This is a genomic window from Nocardia terrae (genome assembly GCF_009760405.1).
Classification (GTDB): Bacteria; Actinomycetota; Actinomycetes; order Mycobacteriales; family Mycobacteriaceae; genus Nocardia; species Nocardia terrae.
In genome coordinates this window covers 1,896,339-1,914,147 of the sequence record NZ_WRPP01000001.1, presented here as the reverse complement: position 1 = coordinate 1,914,147, position 17,809 = coordinate 1,896,339, and the positions used below count along the sequence as shown (strand labels likewise).

The 17,809-nt window shown below is 68.7% G+C and carries 11 protein-coding genes; 2 read left to right on the top strand and 9 right to left on the bottom strand.

Going from position 1 to position 17,809, the window contains the following annotated elements:
• Positions 1–121 precede the first annotated feature (121 nt).
• A complete protein-coding gene (locus GPX89_RS08860; RefSeq protein WP_157386712.1) occupies positions 122–1,030 on the top strand; it encodes an alpha/beta hydrolase family esterase in 909 nt (302 codons plus the stop codon).
• A 199-nt stretch (positions 1,031–1,229) separates the two neighbouring features.
• Here the strand turns inward: GPX89_RS08860 and GPX89_RS08855 are convergent, their stop codons facing one another.
• From GPX89_RS08855 to GPX89_RS08825, 7 genes are read right to left on the bottom strand one after another with little or no spacing between them, the layout of a single operon-like run.
• The gene (locus GPX89_RS08855) at positions 1,230–2,030 is read right to left on the bottom strand and encodes an SDR family oxidoreductase (protein WP_157386711.1); all 801 of its coding nucleotides are present in this window, start codon (positions 2,028–2,030) and stop codon (positions 1,230–1,232) included.
• A 7-nt stretch (positions 2,031–2,037) separates the two neighbouring features.
• Positions 2,038–2,997, bottom strand: coding sequence for a DUF1702 family protein (locus GPX89_RS08850; RefSeq protein WP_157386710.1), 960 nt, complete (start codon positions 2,995–2,997; stop codon positions 2,038–2,040).
• Positions 2,982–3,506 (bottom strand): flavin reductase family protein, encoded by a 525-nt coding sequence (locus tag GPX89_RS08845; protein ID WP_157386709.1) that lies wholly within the window; start codon positions 3,504–3,506, stop codon positions 2,982–2,984. The genes GPX89_RS08850 and GPX89_RS08845 overlap by 16 nt, the downstream gene beginning before the upstream one ends.
• The gene (locus GPX89_RS08840) at positions 3,503–4,681 is read right to left on the bottom strand and encodes an enediyne biosynthesis protein (RefSeq protein ID WP_157386708.1); all 1,179 of its coding nucleotides are present in this window, start codon (positions 4,679–4,681) and stop codon (positions 3,503–3,505) included. Before GPX89_RS08840 ends, GPX89_RS08845 begins: the two co-directional genes overlap by 4 nt.
• Positions 4,678–6,690 carry a CRTAC1 family protein gene (locus GPX89_RS45815; RefSeq protein WP_157386707.1) on the bottom strand — a complete coding sequence of 671 codons (2,013 nt, stop codon included), beginning with the start codon at positions 6,688–6,690 and terminating at the stop codon, positions 4,678–4,680. Before GPX89_RS45815 ends, GPX89_RS08840 begins: the two co-directional genes overlap by 4 nt.
• On the bottom strand, positions 6,687–8,099 hold the full coding sequence (locus GPX89_RS08830) for an aminotransferase class I/II-fold pyridoxal phosphate-dependent enzyme (RefSeq protein ID WP_157386706.1): 1,413 nt from the start codon (positions 8,097–8,099) through the stop codon (positions 6,687–6,689). The genes GPX89_RS45815 and GPX89_RS08830 overlap by 4 nt, the downstream gene beginning before the upstream one ends.
• A gap of 13 nt (positions 8,100–8,112) precedes the next feature.
• Positions 8,113–14,607 carry a type I polyketide synthase gene (locus GPX89_RS08825; RefSeq protein ID WP_235946710.1) on the bottom strand — a complete coding sequence of 2,165 codons (6,495 nt, stop codon included), beginning with the start codon at positions 14,605–14,607 and terminating at the stop codon, positions 8,113–8,115.
• A 339-nt stretch (positions 14,608–14,946) separates the two neighbouring features.
• Between GPX89_RS08825 and GPX89_RS08820 the strand changes: the two genes are divergently transcribed.
• Positions 14,947–15,498 (top strand): ester cyclase, encoded by a 552-nt coding sequence (locus tag GPX89_RS08820; protein WP_157386705.1) that lies wholly within the window; start codon positions 14,947–14,949, stop codon positions 15,496–15,498.
• A 26-nt stretch (positions 15,499–15,524) separates the two neighbouring features.
• Here the strand turns inward: GPX89_RS08820 and GPX89_RS08815 are convergent, their stop codons facing one another.
• Positions 15,525–16,217 (bottom strand): TetR/AcrR family transcriptional regulator, encoded by a 693-nt coding sequence (locus GPX89_RS08815; RefSeq protein ID WP_157386704.1) that lies wholly within the window; start codon positions 16,215–16,217, stop codon positions 15,525–15,527.
• A complete protein-coding gene (locus GPX89_RS08810) occupies positions 16,214–17,722 on the bottom strand; it encodes an MFS transporter (protein WP_157386703.1) in 1,509 nt (502 codons plus the stop codon). Before GPX89_RS08810 ends, GPX89_RS08815 begins: the two co-directional genes overlap by 4 nt.
• Between the last annotated feature and the right edge of the window lie 87 nt (positions 17,723–17,809).

Sequence of the window (17,809 nt, the reverse complement as noted above, 5' to 3'; positions counted from 1 at the left end):
ATCGTATTCGGCCAGGAGTCATGTTCTGCCACTCGACTGTTCGACTGAGTCCATCTGAATGGCAAGCAAATCAGCAAGGTAAACTGCACAGTCTTACTGTCTATCTTGCTGTGAGGTATCGATGGAAACCGTGCATTCGCGGGTCGGTGGGCGGCGGCGGTCGTTCGCGCTGCGACTCCCGGCCACCGCAAGCTCGCAGGTGCCGCTGGTGTTGGTGTTGCACGGGAACCGGTCGTCGGTGTTCGGACCGATTCAGCGGCTGGCGGATTCGAGAGCGCAGCGGGTGTACGGGTTCGGGGCGTGCGCGGATCGGCATGGGATCGCGGTGGCCTACCCGAATGCCCGCGGCGGCGCGTGGGCGGACGGGCGCGGCGTAACCCGCAGCGACACACAGGGTGTGGACGATGTCGCGTTCCTGCGGGCAGTCGCCGAGTGGTGTGCCGATCGGTACGGGGCCGGACACGCCGGAGTCATGGTGGCGGGCATATCGAACGGCGCGTTCATGGCACACCGAATGGCACTGGAAGCCTCGGACCTGGTGGCGGCCATCGGCGCGATCGCGGGCGGGCTCCCGGCCGCGATCGCCGACTCACGCCCGACCCACGCGGTCTCCGCGCTGTTGATCAACGGCACCGCCGACCGGATAGTCCCGATCGAGGGCGGGCATTCGCGACGCCGCGCCCCGGACGGCCGGCCGCGAGGCCGAACCCTCTCCTTGGCCGAAACAGCCCGCCGCTGGTCCGAATTCGATCGATGCACGACCGCGGAGACCATCGAAGAACAACCGTCAGGCCCCGGCCCCGACGATCTCGCCGTCACCCGCCGCATCACCACCGGCGGAGTCGGCCGGACCCGAGTAGAGGCATGGACCATTCACGGCATGGGCCACACCTGGCCCGGCGCCCCCGTCCCCGCCGCCCTCGAACGGGCACTTGGCAAGAGCCCGAGCAACGTCGACGCAGCAGAAGCCCTGTGCCGCTTCGCCATTCCCCTCCTCGAACCAGCCGAGCACCGCCGCATTCCGGACTGACTCCCTGCCGCCAGCCGGTTGATCTCAGCGAGCCGCACCACCGAAGGCCGCACCAGTTGGTCATGGGCCTGAACGTGCACTCAGACACCGAAACTGACGGAAAGCCGCCTTCCGGCAGCGAATTGTGCACGAATAGGCCCACCCACCGCACCGATTCCCCGTCGATCAGCAGGTGGGTGCAGGCGGTGGTTGCGGCCGTCTAGCGGTCGGCGGTGCGGGCCTTGGCTATCGAGCGGCGGAAGAAGGGGCGGGCCAGGTCTTCGGGGAGGTTGGCCCAGAGGAGGAAGAAGCGGGTCAGGGGGTCGGTGGTGATGTGGTGGTGGTTGCGTTCCAAGCCTCGGAGGGCGGCTCGGGCGACGGTTTCGGCGGGGAGGGGTTTGATGGAGCCGGTGATGGCCTTGGTTTCGGGGGGTTTGCGGAGGTTTTCGCGGGTCAGGCCGGGGGTGTCGGTGTCGGCGGGGTAGAGGACGGCGACGTGGACGCCGGTGGGGTCGGTTTCGTAGCGGAGGCAGAGGGCCAGTTGGCGGATGCTGGCCTTGGTGGGGCCGTAGCTGGTGTAGCCGGCTATGCCGAGGAAGGCGGAGGTGGAGCTGATCAGGAGGATTCGGCCGCTGCGGCGTTCGGTCATGCCGGGGAGGACGGCGCGGATGGCGTGGACGGAGCCGAGGTAGTTGGCGGTGATCTGGGTGTCGAATTCGTCGGGGTCGATGTCGAGGAAGCGGCCCGGGAGGGTGAGGCCGGCGCAGCAGGCCAGGACGGTGCACGGGCCCTGGCGGTGTTCGAGTTCCTTGATGGCGGTGGTGAGTTCGTCGCGCTGGGTGACGTCGGCGGTGGCCCACTGCGCGCCGATGGTCTCGGCCCGCTCACGCAGGGGGTTGCGGCGGCGCGCGAGGATGGAGACGGCCGCGCCACGGCGGGCGAAGGCCTCGGCGACGGCCGCGCCGATGCCTTCGGAGCCGCCGGTGACGATCACGTGTTCGGAGGTCCAGTCGAAGACCATGGGGCGCTCAACTTCCGTTCGCGATGAGCTCGGTGATGCGGTCGCGCCAGAGCTGATAGGTGGCGGCGGTGCCGTCGACGGCCAGATCGACCTGCGACTTCTCCAGGACGGTCTCGACTTCGTCGAGCGTGCGGCCGCCGCAGAAGGTGCGCACCACGGCCTCGGTGTAGGTATCGACGCTCTCGGTCTCCAACCGGATCTTGGTGACCATGGCCGCGCCGAGCCCGAGCAACTTCGCGTGTTCGCCCGCGGCGGTGCGGAGTTCGTCCAGGTCGTGCTGGTCCACGCCGCCCGCGAAGGTGACCGCGATGCCCACCCCGCTCCACAGATCGCGGTGACGGCTCGGATCGAACTGACCGATCAGCCGCAGCAGTCCGGCGGGCGAGCCGCCGCCCACGAACCACAGCGCCCGCCCGATCCCCTGGTCGGCGATGCGCAGCACCTGCGCGCGATCACCCATCCAGCGCGGGTACCGGGTATCGAACCGCTGCTGCCGCACGTACTTCTGGGTGTGGAAGAACGCCTTGTAGAACCCGTACCCGTCCACGGCCAGCCACCGGTACAGCGGATGTTTGGGAAACAGCTTCTGCCACCGGAACTTCGGAATGCGCGCCAAGGCCATGCCGACACCCGGATACATCGGGAAGTGGAAGTTCTCCGCGTTCTCGAACAGGTCGGCGGCGCGGTGTCCGGGCGAGAGCGCGTCGAGGGCGGTGAGCCCGACCGCGGCCCCTTCGAAGGCGAACCCGCGATAGCGCGCGGGCACCGGCTGCAGGGCGGCGATGATCTCGGCATTGCTGGAACTCCGCACGGCGGTGTTGATTCCGCCGACGAGGTGCAGGGTCACCCGCTCGAGCTCGAGCGCGGTCGTCTCGCTGGGCCGCTCGAATCCGGCCATGACTCTGCGGATCTCGGCATCCTTGGGTGCGAATATGAAGGCGCGCAGTGGACCTATGGGCGATGGCATGAGCGATCTCCGTTCTGCGATGGAATCAATCGGCAGTAGTTGCCGTCGAGAAAGGCCAGCGCCCCGGGACCGGAGTCGAGGTGGCGCTGGGCGGCGAGTACCTCACCGAGGATGATGCTGTGGTCTCCGCTGTCGTGGACGTCGGCGAGCTTGCACTCCAGCCCCGCCATCGCCCCGGCCAGCATCGGTGCCGCGGTGTGCGGGCCGGGAATCCATTCCCCCGCCCCGAATTGCGCCGCGCCGTCGGGCCGCTCGGTCGCGGCGAACCAGCGGGCGATGGGCTCCTGGTCGGCCGACAGCACCGACACCGCGAACGCCCCGGCCTCGCGAATCGTGCGGTGCAGACGCGCTTTTCGCGCGACGCACACGAGGATCAGCGGAGGCTCGAGCGAAACCGAGGTGAACGCGTTGGCGGTCATGCCGTGCGGCCGCGGGCCGCCGGTGGTGACCACCGTGATACCGGTGGCGAAGGCGCCGAGCACCCGGCGCAGCTCGGCGCCCGCGATCATGATCGCGCCGTCGTGTTCAGCGAATGATCCCTGAGTACAACAGATTCCGGGGCAATGGCGGGTGCGGGTTCGCCGTCGGTCTGCCGCCCACGCCACCATTCGGCGATTCCCCGTGCCCACCAGAACACCCCGCGGCAGGCGCAGGTGATGGACACGGCGAGGAACAGCCCGTACGCGATGTGGAACACCATGCAGAGCCCGTACAGCGCGCCGACGGAAGCGCCGAACATGATCTGCTGCCGTTTCCCGGTCGGCGTGGTCGCCGGATCGGTGACCATGTAGTTGGTGAACAGGATGAACGCCAGCCCGGTCATCGGCGCGAGCGCGGCCAGCATCGAGATGTTGGGTTCGAACCAGCCGCGCAGGACGGCCTGCAGCGCGAAGGCCGCCAGCCAGGTGAGGATCAGCGGCATCTTCAGTGTCAGTTTGGCATTGAGCAGGGTGCCGGTCATGAGCAGCCCGACTACCACGAACCATCGCAGCGCACCGTGCAGATGCTCGGTGAAGTGGTAGGGCGGTGCGACCGCCATCATGGGAAACAGCAGGGCGCACACCACGATCCCGAAATTCGACGGGTTCATGAAGTGCTTCATCTTCCCGTTGATCTTCGCGCGCAGCACCCATTTCGCGCCGACGGCGACGGTCACGCCGAACAGCACCGGCAGCAGTTGGTTGTGCGCGTACATCAGGAAGTTGAACGCCAGCCCGGTGATGTGGGCGGGCAGCAGGAACACGACCAGCCCGCGCAACCCGTTGCCCCGGTAGGCCGCCGGACGCTGATACGCCCACGCCGCCAGGGTTTCCAGCAGCAGTTCCACGGTGTAGGCGGTGCCCACGGCCAGGAACGGCCACAGCCACGGCTGTTCGAACCCGAGCAGCGGATAGCCGACGACGTTGAAGAACGTGATCGACATGGCGAAGTTCCGCAATGCCAGATACCGCGGATCCTTGGTCGGCGCGGGCTTTTCGACCCACTCCTTGGCGAATTCGGAGCCCGACTTCTGCAGGGCCGCGATACGGGCGGCGGTGGCGACGCCCTGACCGTCCGCGTGCCCGTTCCCCTCCGCGTGGCCGTTGCCCTCCACGTGCCCGTTGCTTTCGGCGTGCCCGTTGTTTTCGGCGTGGCCGTTGGTTTCCGCGTGGCCGTTGCTTTCCGGATGTCTTTCGTCGCTCATCCCTTGACCTCCTGCGCGTCCGCGGTGAGTTTCACGTTGTGCCAGCCCGGCGCGAGCTTGATGGTCTGCTCGTGCGAGCCCCCGTTCGCGTCACGCCACCGCAGCAGCACGTCCAGCGGGGTGTTCGGATCGATCTGACCGAGTCCGATGTGGACCTCGAGCGCGCGTTTGCCGGTGTGCCCGCTGCCGCCGTCGAGGTGACCGATGTGCAGGCGGCCGTCCGGGGTGCGGACCTCGACCTGCGTGTCCACCGCCGGGACGCCGAGAATCGGCTTGCCCGAGATGGACGTGGTGACATCGGTGCCCGGATACGTCGGCTTGAACAGCTTGAGCCCCAGGAACTGTCCAGCATCCGCGGCCCGGTTGTTGTGGTAGTAGGACGGGTCCCCCCACTGCCGGGCCACGGCGATACTCAGCGCACCGTTCCCGGAGGTGTCCCCGACGGCGATGCCGCGGGAGGGAACCGGCGTGTCCATGCCGAGCGCGTGGGTGAGGTTGACGAACTTCCCGTTCCCGTCGGGCGCGTAGAAGGCGACCGGGTCGCTGCCGGCGAGATCGGCGTCGGGCCCGATGATGGGCCAGGCGTAGGGATACTTCACCAGGTCGTCGTTCATGGTGCCGATTTCCTGGATCTGGGGCCAGCGGTTGACCTTGCCCTTGATCATGCCGTTGGCCTGGACGAGTTCGTTGTGGCCGCTGTTGTTGAAATCGCCGAGTTTGGCGTCCCAGCCCCAGGTGTCGAACGCGACCCCCATATCGGCGGCCCGGTTGACGAACGGCGCGTCACCGGCGTCGAGCCGACGGGCGGCGTCGGCGCCGTCCTTGGCGGTATTGCAGAAGGCGAAGTGGCCTTCCATCAGACCCCAGGTGACCGCGATATTGCTGACGAACAGGTCGGGCTTGCCGTTGCCGCACAGGTCACCCCATTCGGCGGCCATGCCCTTGAACGAATCCTGGCCCATGACAGACGATTTCGGCGTCTGCGGGTCGCGGTGACCGACGGCGTAGTCGAACTTGATGTGCCCCGGTGTCGACTTGTTCACGAACAGGTGGTCGGGGCCGAAGTCGTTGGCCACGTAGAGATCCGGCAGCTGATCGCCCTTCAGGTCGATGGCCGCGGCCGCCAGCGTCCACCCGGTGTTCATGCCGATCGGGAACGCGTCGGAAACCTCCGAGTACCGGACATCCGGATCATGGCCGGACGCGTAGGTGTCCAGCGTGAAGATCTTGGATTCGCCGCCGTTCTTGGCGGTCGCGAACCCGTCGGGCATCGACAGCGACCGGCGGCCCTCGGGTGCGAGCACATCCATTTCGGGGAAGTAGTTGCCGATGAAGATGTCCGGCTTGCCCTTGCCGTCGAAATCGGAGACCACGGCGGTGGCGGTGATCCAGCGGCGGCCGTGGTAGAGCCCGTCCCCGGTATTCGGGTTCGGCACCATGTCGACCGGCCGGAACGCGCCGGCGTCCAGCTTCTTCGCGTCCGAGCGCTGCAAATAGAGGATCGGGGTGCGGCCGTAGTAGGTGACCAGCAGCCCCATCCGCCCGTCGCCGTTGAAATCGCCCGGGATGCAGCCGGACGGCACGGTGGACTCGTCGGTCAGCAACGGTTTGGGATCGAGCACGAACGGCTCGTACCGGCTGGTGTCGCTGTCCGGTGTCGGGGTGATGATCACCGAGTCTGAGCGCGGGTCCACCAGGCACAGGTCCTGCGCGAGCCCGCTGCCGGTGAGGTCGGTCATGGCGACGCTCGAGCCGATGGCCGAGATCCACGCCTGCAGATTCGCGTATTCCTTGCGGACCGTGCGGATCTTGCGGTCGCGGTTCAGCCCGGGCGGCAGTTTGATCGGCATCTCGGTGAAGCTGAACTTGCTTGCCAGCGGCCCGCCGGCATCCTCGTAGTGCGGCATGATCGAGCCGCGCGCCGGGCCGAACAGGATGCCCATGATCAAGAGGGCGACCGCCGGCACCACGGCTTTTCGCAGCAGGCTTCGGTTGATCCGTAGTTTCACGAGCGGTGTTCCTCCTGGGCGAGAGTGAATTGCTGTCCGGCTGTCCCGTCCAGGCCGTCGAGGACCTGACGCAGGGCGTGCAGCGCCGCGTCGAGCTGCGGCTCGGTGTGGCGGCAGTTGACGAAGAACCGCAGCCGCGCCTCCCCGGCCGGGACCACGGGGTGGGTGATGGCGTTGACGCTGACGTCGCGCTGCAGCATGGCCAGCGCCGCGAGCACCGCGGGCTCGTCCGCGCCGGTCATGATCGGAATGATCGGGGTGTCCAGGGAGGTCCCGACATCGAAGCCGAGTTCCCTTGCGCGAGTGTGGAAGTACTGCGAGTTGTGGCGCAGCGCCAGCACCCGCTGGGGCTCCTCGCGCAGCACCGTCAGCGCGGTCCGCGCGGCGGCGATGGCCGAGGGCGCGGGTGCGGCGGTGTACATGCTGAGCCCGCCCGCGACGTATTTGAACCCGTCCATCAGCTCGCGATTGCCCGCGAGGTATCCGCCGACGCTGCCGATGGCCTTGGACAGCGTGCCCATCCACACGTCGACCGCGTCGCCGGGCAGGTCGAAGTGCTCGCGGATGCCGTGCCCGGTCGCGCCGACGGTGCCGAAGGAGTGCGCCTCGTCGATCATGATCGAGCAGCCGTATTTTCTTGCCACCTCGATGATCTCGGGCAGCCGCACCACGTCGCCGTCCATGCTGTAGACGCCTTCGAGCAGTACCAGTGCCCGGTCGAAGCTGCGCCGCGACATGCGCAGGATGGCTTCGAGGGAGTCGGGATCGTTGTGGCGGAAGAAGACTCGCTTGCAGCCGGCCCATTCCGTTCCCGCGACGATGCTGTTGTGGATGAGCGAGTCGCAGATGGCGAGGTCGCGCTTGCCGAGCAGGAATCCGACGGCCGCGGCGTTGGTGAGGTATCCGCTGGCGGTGACGAGGGCCGCGTCGGTGTCGTAGATATCGGAGAGCTCGTCCTCGAGATCGCGGTAGAGCGGCAGCTCCCCCGCGACGATGCGGACCGCGGCGGCCGAGGTGCCGTATTCGTCGATGGCGTCCTTGGCGGCCTGGCGCACGCGCGGGTCGGCGGCCAGGTCGAGGTAACCGAAACTGCTGAAGTTCACCACATCCCGGTCGGCCATGCGGGTGACCGCGCCGCTGACGCCCTCGTGCGGCAGGTAGTAGGGATTGACCAGCCCGACCTGGCGCACCCAGGTGTCGAAGCGGCCGAACCGCTGGGCGGCGTCGAGCACGCCGGGGTGGTCACCGAAGCCGGTCGCGGCGGTGGCGTTGCCGTTCCCGGTCTGCGGAGCGCTCGCCGATTCGGCGACCCGGGGCCGCTCCGATTCGGTTGCGCCGCCGTTGGTTCCGGCGTGCCTGGCCAGCAGGGCGCGGGCCAGGCCCCGGGAGTCGGTATTGGTGTCGTTCATTCACCCTCACTCTTCATTCGCCGTCGGCGCGGGCGGCGCGTTCTTCTTCCTGGGCGATCTGTTCGGCGATGCGCCCGCCCAGACCGCGCAGCGTGAGGCCGATGACGGCGAGCACCGACATCTGCGTGCCCAGCACCTGCACCACCCGCGCGCCGAACTCCATGCCCATGAGCGAGTCCAGGCCCAGATCGGGCAGCGGCGTATCGAGGTCCACGGTCTCGGCGTCCACGCCCAGCACCGTGGCCAGCTGTTCGGCGAGCAGGTAGGCCACCACCTCGGCGCGTTGATCCGCGCCCAGGGCGAGGACTTCCGCGCGCAATCCCGCGGCTCCGGAAGCCCCGCCGCCCGCGCTCGCGACCTGTTCGGCGAAGCGGGCGGTCCGGGTGGAGGCCCGGTGCGCGGTGGCCCACCGGGCCCAGTCCACCTCCATGACCAGCGCTTGGGGCAGGTCAAGCAGCAGGCATTCGGCGAGCAGATCGGTGGCGGCGTCCATGTCGACGGCCCGGTACCCGGTCATCTCGGCGTAGCGCGTGATGGCGTCGTAGTCGGCCATACCACCGCCGCCGCTCAGGAAGCCCCAGTTGACCGACAGCGCCGCCGCACCCCGCGCCCGCCGCGCCGCGGCAAGGCCGTCCAGCACGGCATTGGCTGCGGCATAACCCATTTGGGGCGAGATCCCGACGACGCTGCTGGCCGAGGAGTACAGCACGAACAGTTCGGGTTCGATGCCCGCGGCGGTGAGGGCGTTGTCCAGGTGCACCGCGCCCGCGGCCTTGGGGCCGAAGATCTCTTCCAGCGATTCGACGGTGATCTGGGAGATCTCGAGGTTGTTGACCACGCCCGCGGCGTGGAACACCCCGCGCAACGGGTGTCCGCTGCGCTGGATCCGCCCGATCAGTCCGGCGACGGCGTCGTAGTCGGACACGTCGACCCGCTCTTCGACGACTTCGACACCGGTGGAGGCGAATTCGGCCAAGGTGGCGCGAGCGATATCGCTCGTCGCGCCCTGCCGCCCGACCAGCACCAGCCGCCGCGCACCGGTTCGGGCCAGCCAGCGGGCGGTCGCGAGACCGAAGGCCCCGAAGCCACCGGTGACCAGGTAGCTGCCCTCCGAATCCAGTTGCAGCACCGGCTGTTTCGCGCGGACGATCGGGGTCTCGGCACGCAGGTCCACCACCACCCGCCCGATCTGCTTGGACCGTGCGACCGTCTCGAACGCGTCGGCGACATGTTCGAGATCGAAGGCCGTATAGGGCAGGTAGGAGTAGGTGCCGTCGTCGAGCGCGTCCATGGCCCGCCGCGAGGCCCGCCGCACGAAGTCGGGTCGCACGGCCAGCGCCCGGTCCATGTCGACGGCGAAGAAGGACAGGTTGCGGTCGAAGGGCCGCAGATCGATCGTGCCGCCGGTGTAGATGTCGGCCTTGCCGATCTCGATGATACGACCGAATTCCGCTGCGGCGCGCAGGTTCTGCTGCAGGATCTCGCCGGGCGAGGAGTTGTAGACGACGTCCACGCCGCGCCCGTCGGTCAGGCGCAGCACCTCGTCGACGAAGCTGATCGAGCGCGAGTTCAGCACCTCGTGCGCCCCGAGGGCGCGGGCGACGGCACGGCGTTCGTCGGTGCCCGCGGTCGCGATCACCTGCGCGCCCACGCGGGTGGCCACTTGGACCGCCGCCATGCCCATGCCGCCCGCCGCCCCGTGGATGAGCACCGTCTCCCCCGGTTGCAGCCGGGCCAGTTCGGTGAGGGCGAATTCCGCAGTGAGGAACGGCAGGATCGAACTGCATCGGCAGGGGTCGATCTCGCGGTCCGGGTCGGACTCGATCCGCATGGTCGCGCCCTCGTCGGGGCGCAGCGTGACGTAGCGGCGCACCAGGTCTCGTGCGCAGACCGACATCCGGTCGCCGGGAACGATGCCGGTGACTTCCGCCCCGACGCGTTCGACGACACCGAAGGCGTCCATGCCCAGGTCGGTGCCGAAGTAGGTGCCCGCCAGCTCGTGTTCGGTCAGGACGCCCAGCACCTTGAGCGCGTCCTTGTAGTTCAATCCGACGGCGTCCAAACGGATTTCGATCTCGTCGGGTCCCGGTGCGACCCGGTCGACGGCGCGCCAGGCCAGCTCCGACAGCAGCCGCGTGCGCGGGATCTCCAGCCGGAACGCGGAATCCGGGTCGGTCAGGGCGATCTCGGCGTCCCTGCCCGCGAGCCGCTCGCGCAGGGTGCGGCGCATGTTCAGGGTCCAGCAGGCCCCGGCGCGCAGGGCGATCTCGTCGGCGCGGACAGGCCCGGACGGGTCGGTGAAGACCTGTTCGATGACCGCCGCCGCCGGTGTGGTGGCTTCCGCGTCGATGAGCCGCCACTGTGCGGCGGACTGCTCGTTGAGCAGCGTGCGCCGGGCCCCGATCAGCGCCGACTGCGCGGTGTGCGCGAAGCGATCCAGGGGCAGGCAGAAGGCGTTCTCGGTGACCACGACGGCCCGTACCTCGGCGTGCTCGACGGCGGCGGTCTCGTCGTCTCCGTCGAGCAGCCTGCCGACGGCGCGGGCGACGACCGCGAGGCCGTAGACGTTCTGCACCGCTTCGAGTTCCGAGTCGGCGACCACTACGACGCGGGTGTGGCCGCCGTTCTCGCCGGAGTGCGCCGCCCGCAGTTGCGCCACCAGCGGGTGCTCGTCGGTCTCGGCTTCGATGGTCAGGATTTCAGAGGATCGCCGCGCCGCGGCGATCTCCTTGGCGCGCTGTGAGACGTTCGGACCGAGGCTCACGACCAGCAGGAATTCGTCCGGAACCGGCTGTGCGGCAGCTGATCCCGTACCGGTGTCCTCGGTCATCGACCACACCGGTTCGTAGAACAGTCCGTCGAGCCGGTCGTGGATGTCCGGTGTCCCGCCGATGCGGCTGAACCGCACACCGGACAGCGTCAGCGCGACCCGCCCCTCGGGCGAGGCGATGCGGATATCGGCGCTCAGTGCGTCCGCGCCGGACCGGGTCACCAGCACGACGGGACGCTCGGGGAACGGCCCGCTCCACCGGACACCGGCGACCGACGCGGGAATCACCACCGCGGACTCGGCGTCCGCCGAGCGCGCGTACAGGGCGGCGAAGCATTGCAGCGCGGCGTCGATGACGGCCGGGTGCGCGAGATGCGTTAGCGCCGAACCGTTTTCGGCCAGCGCGGACAGGTCCAGCTCGGCCACGACGGTGTCACGGCCGACGTGCGCGCGCTCGATCAGCCGGAAGGCGGGGCCGTAGGACAGTCCGTGCGCGGCCAGTCCGTCGTAGAGGACGTCGGCCCCGATCTCGATCCCGTCGGCGGGTGGTGCGACATCGGCGGTCCGCGGGTCCACGTCGGCTTCGATCAGTCGCCCCGACGCGTTGACCTTCCACGCCGTGCCGGTGGCGGTCCGCGAGCGCACGGTGAACCGTCGGGTGGTCTCCTCGACATCGATGCGCACCACCGGGATCTCGTGCTGATCCACCACCAACGGCGCGATGAACCGGACACTCTCCAGCCCGAACGACTGCCGCCCGGTGCGCAAGGCCACCGCCGACAGCGCCGCGTCCAGATACGCCGCACCCGGCAGCACCACCGACCCGTCCACCACGTGATCGGAAAGCCAGGGCAGATTCGAAACAGACAGCTGCACTTCCCATTCCGGTGTCGAGGCCCCGGTCCGCTCGCCGAGCATGGCGTAGCCGGTGGTCGCCCCGCGCCGGTCACTCTCGGTGGCCGGATCCTCGGTCCACAACACTCGCCGCTGCCAGGGATAGCGCGGCAACTCCCGATGCACGACCGCGCCCGTGGACGCCCCCGGCGGCCGCGCGGTATCCAGCGCTCCGGCCCGATACAGCTCGGCCACCGTCCGCAGCAGCCGATCCTGATCGTCGGCCTCACGGGCGAGGGTGCCGATCACCGCGCCCGGGGTTCCACGCTGCACCAGCACTTCCCGAATGTTCCCGCTGAGCACCGGGTGCGGGCCGACCTCGAGGAAGAGCTGATGCCCGGCCGCGAGCAGTCCCTCGACGGTCGCGGCGAAGTGCACCGGTTCCCGCACGTTCCGGCACCAGTACCCGGCATCCCATTCCGCGCCGTCGAGCTCGGTGCCGGTCACGGTGGACCACAACGGAATCCGCGTCCCGCCCGGATCCAAACCGCCCAGCTCCGAGCGCAACTCATCGAGAATCGGATCCATCAGATGGCTGTGATAGGGCACCTCCACCCGCAGCGCCCGAGCGAAAATCCCTTCCCCGCTGAGCGATTCGCGCAGCAGTTCCAGCTCTTCCACCTCACCGGACAGCGTGACCGCGGACGGACTGTTCACCGCGGCAATGCTCACCCCACCCATCCCGGCGACGCGCTCGACCGCCTGTTCCTCCGACAGCCCCACCGCGAGCATCCCGCCCGCCCCCGCGGTCGTCGCCTGCAACCGCGACCGGTGATAACTCACCAGCAGCGCATCCCGCAACGACAGCGCTCCGGAGACATAAGCCGCCACCACCTCCCCGACGCTGTGCCCGACAACCGCCGCCGGGCGGATCCCCAACGCCGCGAGCTCCGCGGTCAGCGCCGCCTGCACCAGAAAGTTCGCCGGTTGCGCGATCGCGGTCCGAGTGACCCGCGAATCCCCTTCCGCCCGCATCAATTCCCCGATGATCGACCACCCGGACAACGCCTCGAACGCCCCATCGATCTCCCGCGCAGCCTTCGCGAAAACCCCGTCGGCCTCGAGCAGGCCCCGCCCCATCCCCCACCACTGCGGCCCCATCCCGCTGAACACGAACACCGGCGCGGTCGGCACAGCGACGACGGTCCGCGCGGGCCCGGGCCCGCCCCCCTGCGCGAATTCGGCCAGTTGCGCCCGCAAGTCGTCCTCGCCGCGATACGCGAAGGCCGTGCGCAGCGGATGATGCGCCCGCCGTGCCCACAATGCCGCGGTCACGTCACCGAGAGACGGGTCTTCCGTCGTCCCGGCGTGGTCGTGGCCGGGATCTACAGCAGCAGGGTCGTTTCCGGTCTCACCCTCACCGTCGCCGCCGTCTCGCTCGCTGGCCGCATCCTCGTCGCCGCTGCGCTCGTCGACCCGGCGGTCGCCATTCTCAGCCGCGCCCGTCTCACGCTCGATCAGTCGTGACGCGAGTATGCGCAGCGCTGTCTCGTTGCGTGCCGAAAGCGGTAGCACCGGGAGCGGGTTCGCGCGGTCTTCGACCACCGAGAGGACCGGGGCTGCTTCGAGGATGGCGTGGGCGTTGGTGCCGCCGTAGCCGAAGCTGTTGACCGCCACTGCCACTCGGCCGTGGCCGTCGGACAGGGGTTCGGCTTCCAGGGGGATCCGTACGCCGAGTTCGTCGAAGTGGATTTCGGGGTTGGGGTTTTCGAGGCGGCGCTGGGGGGCGATCGTTCGATGGTGGAGTGTGAGTGTGGCTTTGATGAGGCCGGCGACGCCTGCCGCGGCTTCGGTGTGGCCGATGTTGGCTTTGAGGGAGCCGACGGGCAGGGCGTCGGTGCGGCCCGCGGCGGTGCCGTATACCGCGCCCAGGGCGGATATTTCGATCGGGTCGCCGACGGCGGTGCCGGTGCCGTGGGCTTCGACGAAGCGGATCTCGCGGGCCTCGAAGCCCGCTTGCTCGCGGACGCGGCGGGCCAGTGACTGCTGTGCGGCGGGGTTCGGGACCGGGATGGCCAGGGTGCGGCCGTCCTGGTTGACGCCGCTGCCGCGGATGACGGCGTAGACGCGGTCACCGTCGCGAACCGCGGCGTCGAGGGGTTTGAGGATCACCGCGCCCGCGCCCTCGCCGCGACCGTATCCGTCGGCGCCGGCTTCGAAGCTCTTGCAGCGCCCGTCCACCGACAGGAATCGGCCCTTGCACATGGAGATGAAGGCTTCGGGTCGCAGCATGACGTTCGCGCCGCCGACGATGGCGGTCTCGCATTCCCCGGCGTTCAGCGCCAGCACCGCCTGGTGCAGCGCCACCAGCGAGGACGAGCACGCGGTGTCGATGGTCATGGTCGGCCCGAGCAGGTCCAGCAGGAAGGCGATGCGCGCGGACAACAGGGTGTGCGACGCGCTGGTGGGGCTGTGGCTGTTGATCACCGGCCGGGCGAGCGGGCCGCTGCGGACCAGCGCGTTGTCGTTCATGAAGCCGCCCATGAACACTCCGACCGGCCGCCCGGACACCCGCCCGGCCAGGCCCGCGTCGTCGAGCGCCTCCCACGCCACCTCGAGCAGCAGCCGCTGCTGCGGGTCCATGATCGCGGCCTCGCGCTGGGAGATGCCGAAGAAGTCGGCGTCGAACTCCCACAGCGGCTGGGTGAGGAACCCGCCGTGGCGGGTGTACATGCGCCCGGGGGCGTCGGGGTCCGGGTCGTAGAACTTCTCGAGGTTCCAGCGATCGGCGGGCACCTCCACGACACCGTCGCCCTTGCGGATAACGAAGTCCCAGAACGAATCCGGATCGGTGATTCCGCCGGGGAACCGGCACCCGATTCCGACAATGGCTGCATCGGACATGTGTCGTCCCCTGGGATTGATCGCTGCCTGATCGGCCGAAGAATATTGGTCATGGTAGGCAGCACAATGAAATTCGGTCAACGATCACTCGTCGCCGAGATCAGGGTTATTGCCCGAGCCCGCATTTCGATTGGCCGAGCGGGCCCGCGACCGCATGTAACACCATTATTCGAGTGTTATCACGAGGTTGTCCACCAAACCCGCGCCATCGAATTACGCCGTTATCCCGAAATTACGGTGTTATCCGGAATAATTCGCCGATCCGGCCCGCACCGCGGTTATCCTCCGTGCGTGGCCGCCGTTCGGCGGCATCGACGAATACCGAAAGATGGTGTGGCCGTGCTCGATACAGTCAGTTCCGGAGGTTTCGTGATCGAAGAGGAGGCCGAGCCGATCGAAAGCCTGGCCTGGCTGGGCGAATTCACCGAGCGCTACATCGCGGGCTGGAATACCGGCGACGCGGACGCGGTCGCCGCCTGCGTCACCGAGGACACCGTCTGGCACGACCCTTCCCTGGGCGAGCCGGCCCTGGGCCGGGCGGGGGTGGCCAAGTTCGTGGTCGACACCGTGCAGTCGTTCCCGGACGTCCGGTACACGAATGCGTTGCCGCCCATGCTGACCCCGGGTTCGCGGGCCGCCATCGTGCCGTGGCGCATGGCCGGCACCCACCTGGGCCTCATCGAGCCGCCCGGCTTCGCCGCCACCGGCAAGCGCTTCGACGTCATGGTCATCGACCTGTGGCAGTTCCGATCCGGGCTGATCTGGCGCAGCCGGGCGGTGTGGGATCTGCAGGAGATGCTGCTGCAGCTGGGCCTGATGCCCCCGCGCGGCAGTGCGGCCGAACGCGCGATGGCGGGCGCCCAGCGGCTGAAGTCCAAGCTCGGGTTCTGAGCCGAATCACCACCCGCGCAGCCGAATCACCCGCTCAGCGCCACGAACTGGGTCAGGGCGCGGACCACGGAGGCTCCGACCATCTCCCGGTCGGAGCCCATTCCGACGAGCAGGTTCATGATGGCGGGCACCAGCACCTCGCTGAGCCCGTCCTCGCCCAGATGCCCCGAATTCTCCAGCTGGACATAGCCGTAGAGGCCGGTCCACAGCTGCGCCGCCGCCGATCGCGGGCTGGTCGGCTTGAGCAGCCCGCTCTCCACCGCCCGCCGCGCGGCGTCGACCACGTGGTCGAAGCTCTCCCCGTAGTGCTCGAAATCCGAGGCGCCGGTGAGCACATTGCCCCGCCGCAGCGGGATGTCGGTGCGCGGCGATCCGGTGCCGAACATCAGCTGGAACAGCTCGGGCCGCCGCTGCGCCTCGTCACGGAACACCATGCCCAGCAACAGCAGATCCGCGATCGGATCGTCACTGACCCCGCATTCGTGCATGCGCGCGGCCAGCTGCGCGTACCCGGCCGACCCGGCCGCCCGGATCAGCCCGGCCATACCGCCGAAGTTGGTGTAGACCGCCATGGTCGAGACCCCGCACATGCGCGAGACCCGGCGCGCGGTGAGCGCGTGCAGGCCCTCGGTCGAGACGAGTTCTATGGTGGCCTGGACCAGAGACTCGCGCAGAGCCTCGTTGACTCCCCCGGATGCCCCCACCCGTCCATTCGTCATGCCGTGACACGTAGCTCCGCTGCCGTGATGTCCTCGAGGGTGCGCCGCCGGGTCTCCACCAGGTAGACCACGGCCGCGATCGCCGCGAGCGACATCGGAATCGCACTGATCAGGGCGCTGGTCGAGATCGACGGGGTGGCGACGGCCGCCACCACCAGCGCGATGATGACCACGCCGCCCAGCTTGCTCATGCCCGCGGCCAGACCGCTGCCGCGGGAACGGATCCTGGTCGGATAGACCTCCGCGCTGTACGAGACCAGCACCGCGACCACCGAGTTCGCGCCCCAGATGGGCGCTACCAGAAGCGCATTGAGCACGACGCGGTGATCGGTGACGTGCTTGCCCAGCAGCACGAACCCGAACAGCGACAACGCCAGGATCGTGCTCATCGCCACCATGGTCCACTTCGCCGAGCGGTGATAGCAGTAGGCCACCACGAAATTCAGCGGCAGGCCGATGATGGCGGAGTCGCGCAGGATCTTGTCGGCGGTGACCCCGCTGTAGCCGAGGGCGCGCAGGTTGCTCGGCATCCACAGCTGGAAGCCGTAGGTCACCAGGCCCACGCCCAGTCCGGTCAGGATCAGCACCAGGCTGATGCCGACGAACGGGGGCTGGAACAGCCGCGGGTACCCGCCCCGCAGGCCCGCCTCGACCTCGAGTTCGGACTCCTCCACCGGTATCGCCTCGGCGTGATAGCGGCGCAGCACCTCCTGCGCCTCCTGATCACGCCCCAAAGCCAGGAGGAAGCGCGGAGATTCGGGTATCCACCGGGTCAGCAGGATCAGCAGCAGTCCCGTCGGGAAGCCGATCAGCCACATGACCCGCCAGCTGTAGGTCGCGCCGATAGTCGAGGACAGCCAGCTGGTGATGATGTACGCGCCGGCGATGTCGCCGCCGATGAGCACCAGCAGCCAGCCGCGGTGCCGCGCCGGAATCGTCTCCGCCAGCAGCGTGAACGCGATGGGCAGCATGCCGCCCGCGCCCAGGCCCATGATGAAGCACATCACCAGGTTCAGCTCGAAGCTGGGCATGGTGCCGCAGATGGCGGTGGCCACGAACACGACTCCGGCGAGCAGAATGGCCGCCTTGCGCCCGATCCGGTCGCCGAGCCAGCCCCACAGGAACGAACCGAGTACGGTGCCGGCGATGCCCGCCAGCGGCAGTAGCGCCACCGGGAGATCACCCGCGGGATGGGTGGGCGTCTTCAGCCCGTACTCCTTGCCGACGCCGGGCACCACGAACGCCAGCGTGGTCGGCTTCATCACGTCGATGGTGATGGCGGTGGCCATCACCAGCAGCAGCACGATGTGCACGCGGCCGATCGGAGCGTCGTCGAGGGCGCGAACACGCAAGCGCGCCACCCGTTCCCGGTGCGCGCCCAACGGCACCAGTCCGTAGGTCGTGAGCAGCAGGCCGATCACGATCAGCACCATGCCGATGATCATTCCGGCGTCCATGGACATTCCGGCCATGTGATAGCCCATATCCCGGGCCTGCAGGAACATCGGGAAATGGAGAACGGTACCGACCGTCGTCGATGTCAGACCGGCCCAGAATGCAATGTTGCGTCGCCGGATCAGCGGCGGCGGAAT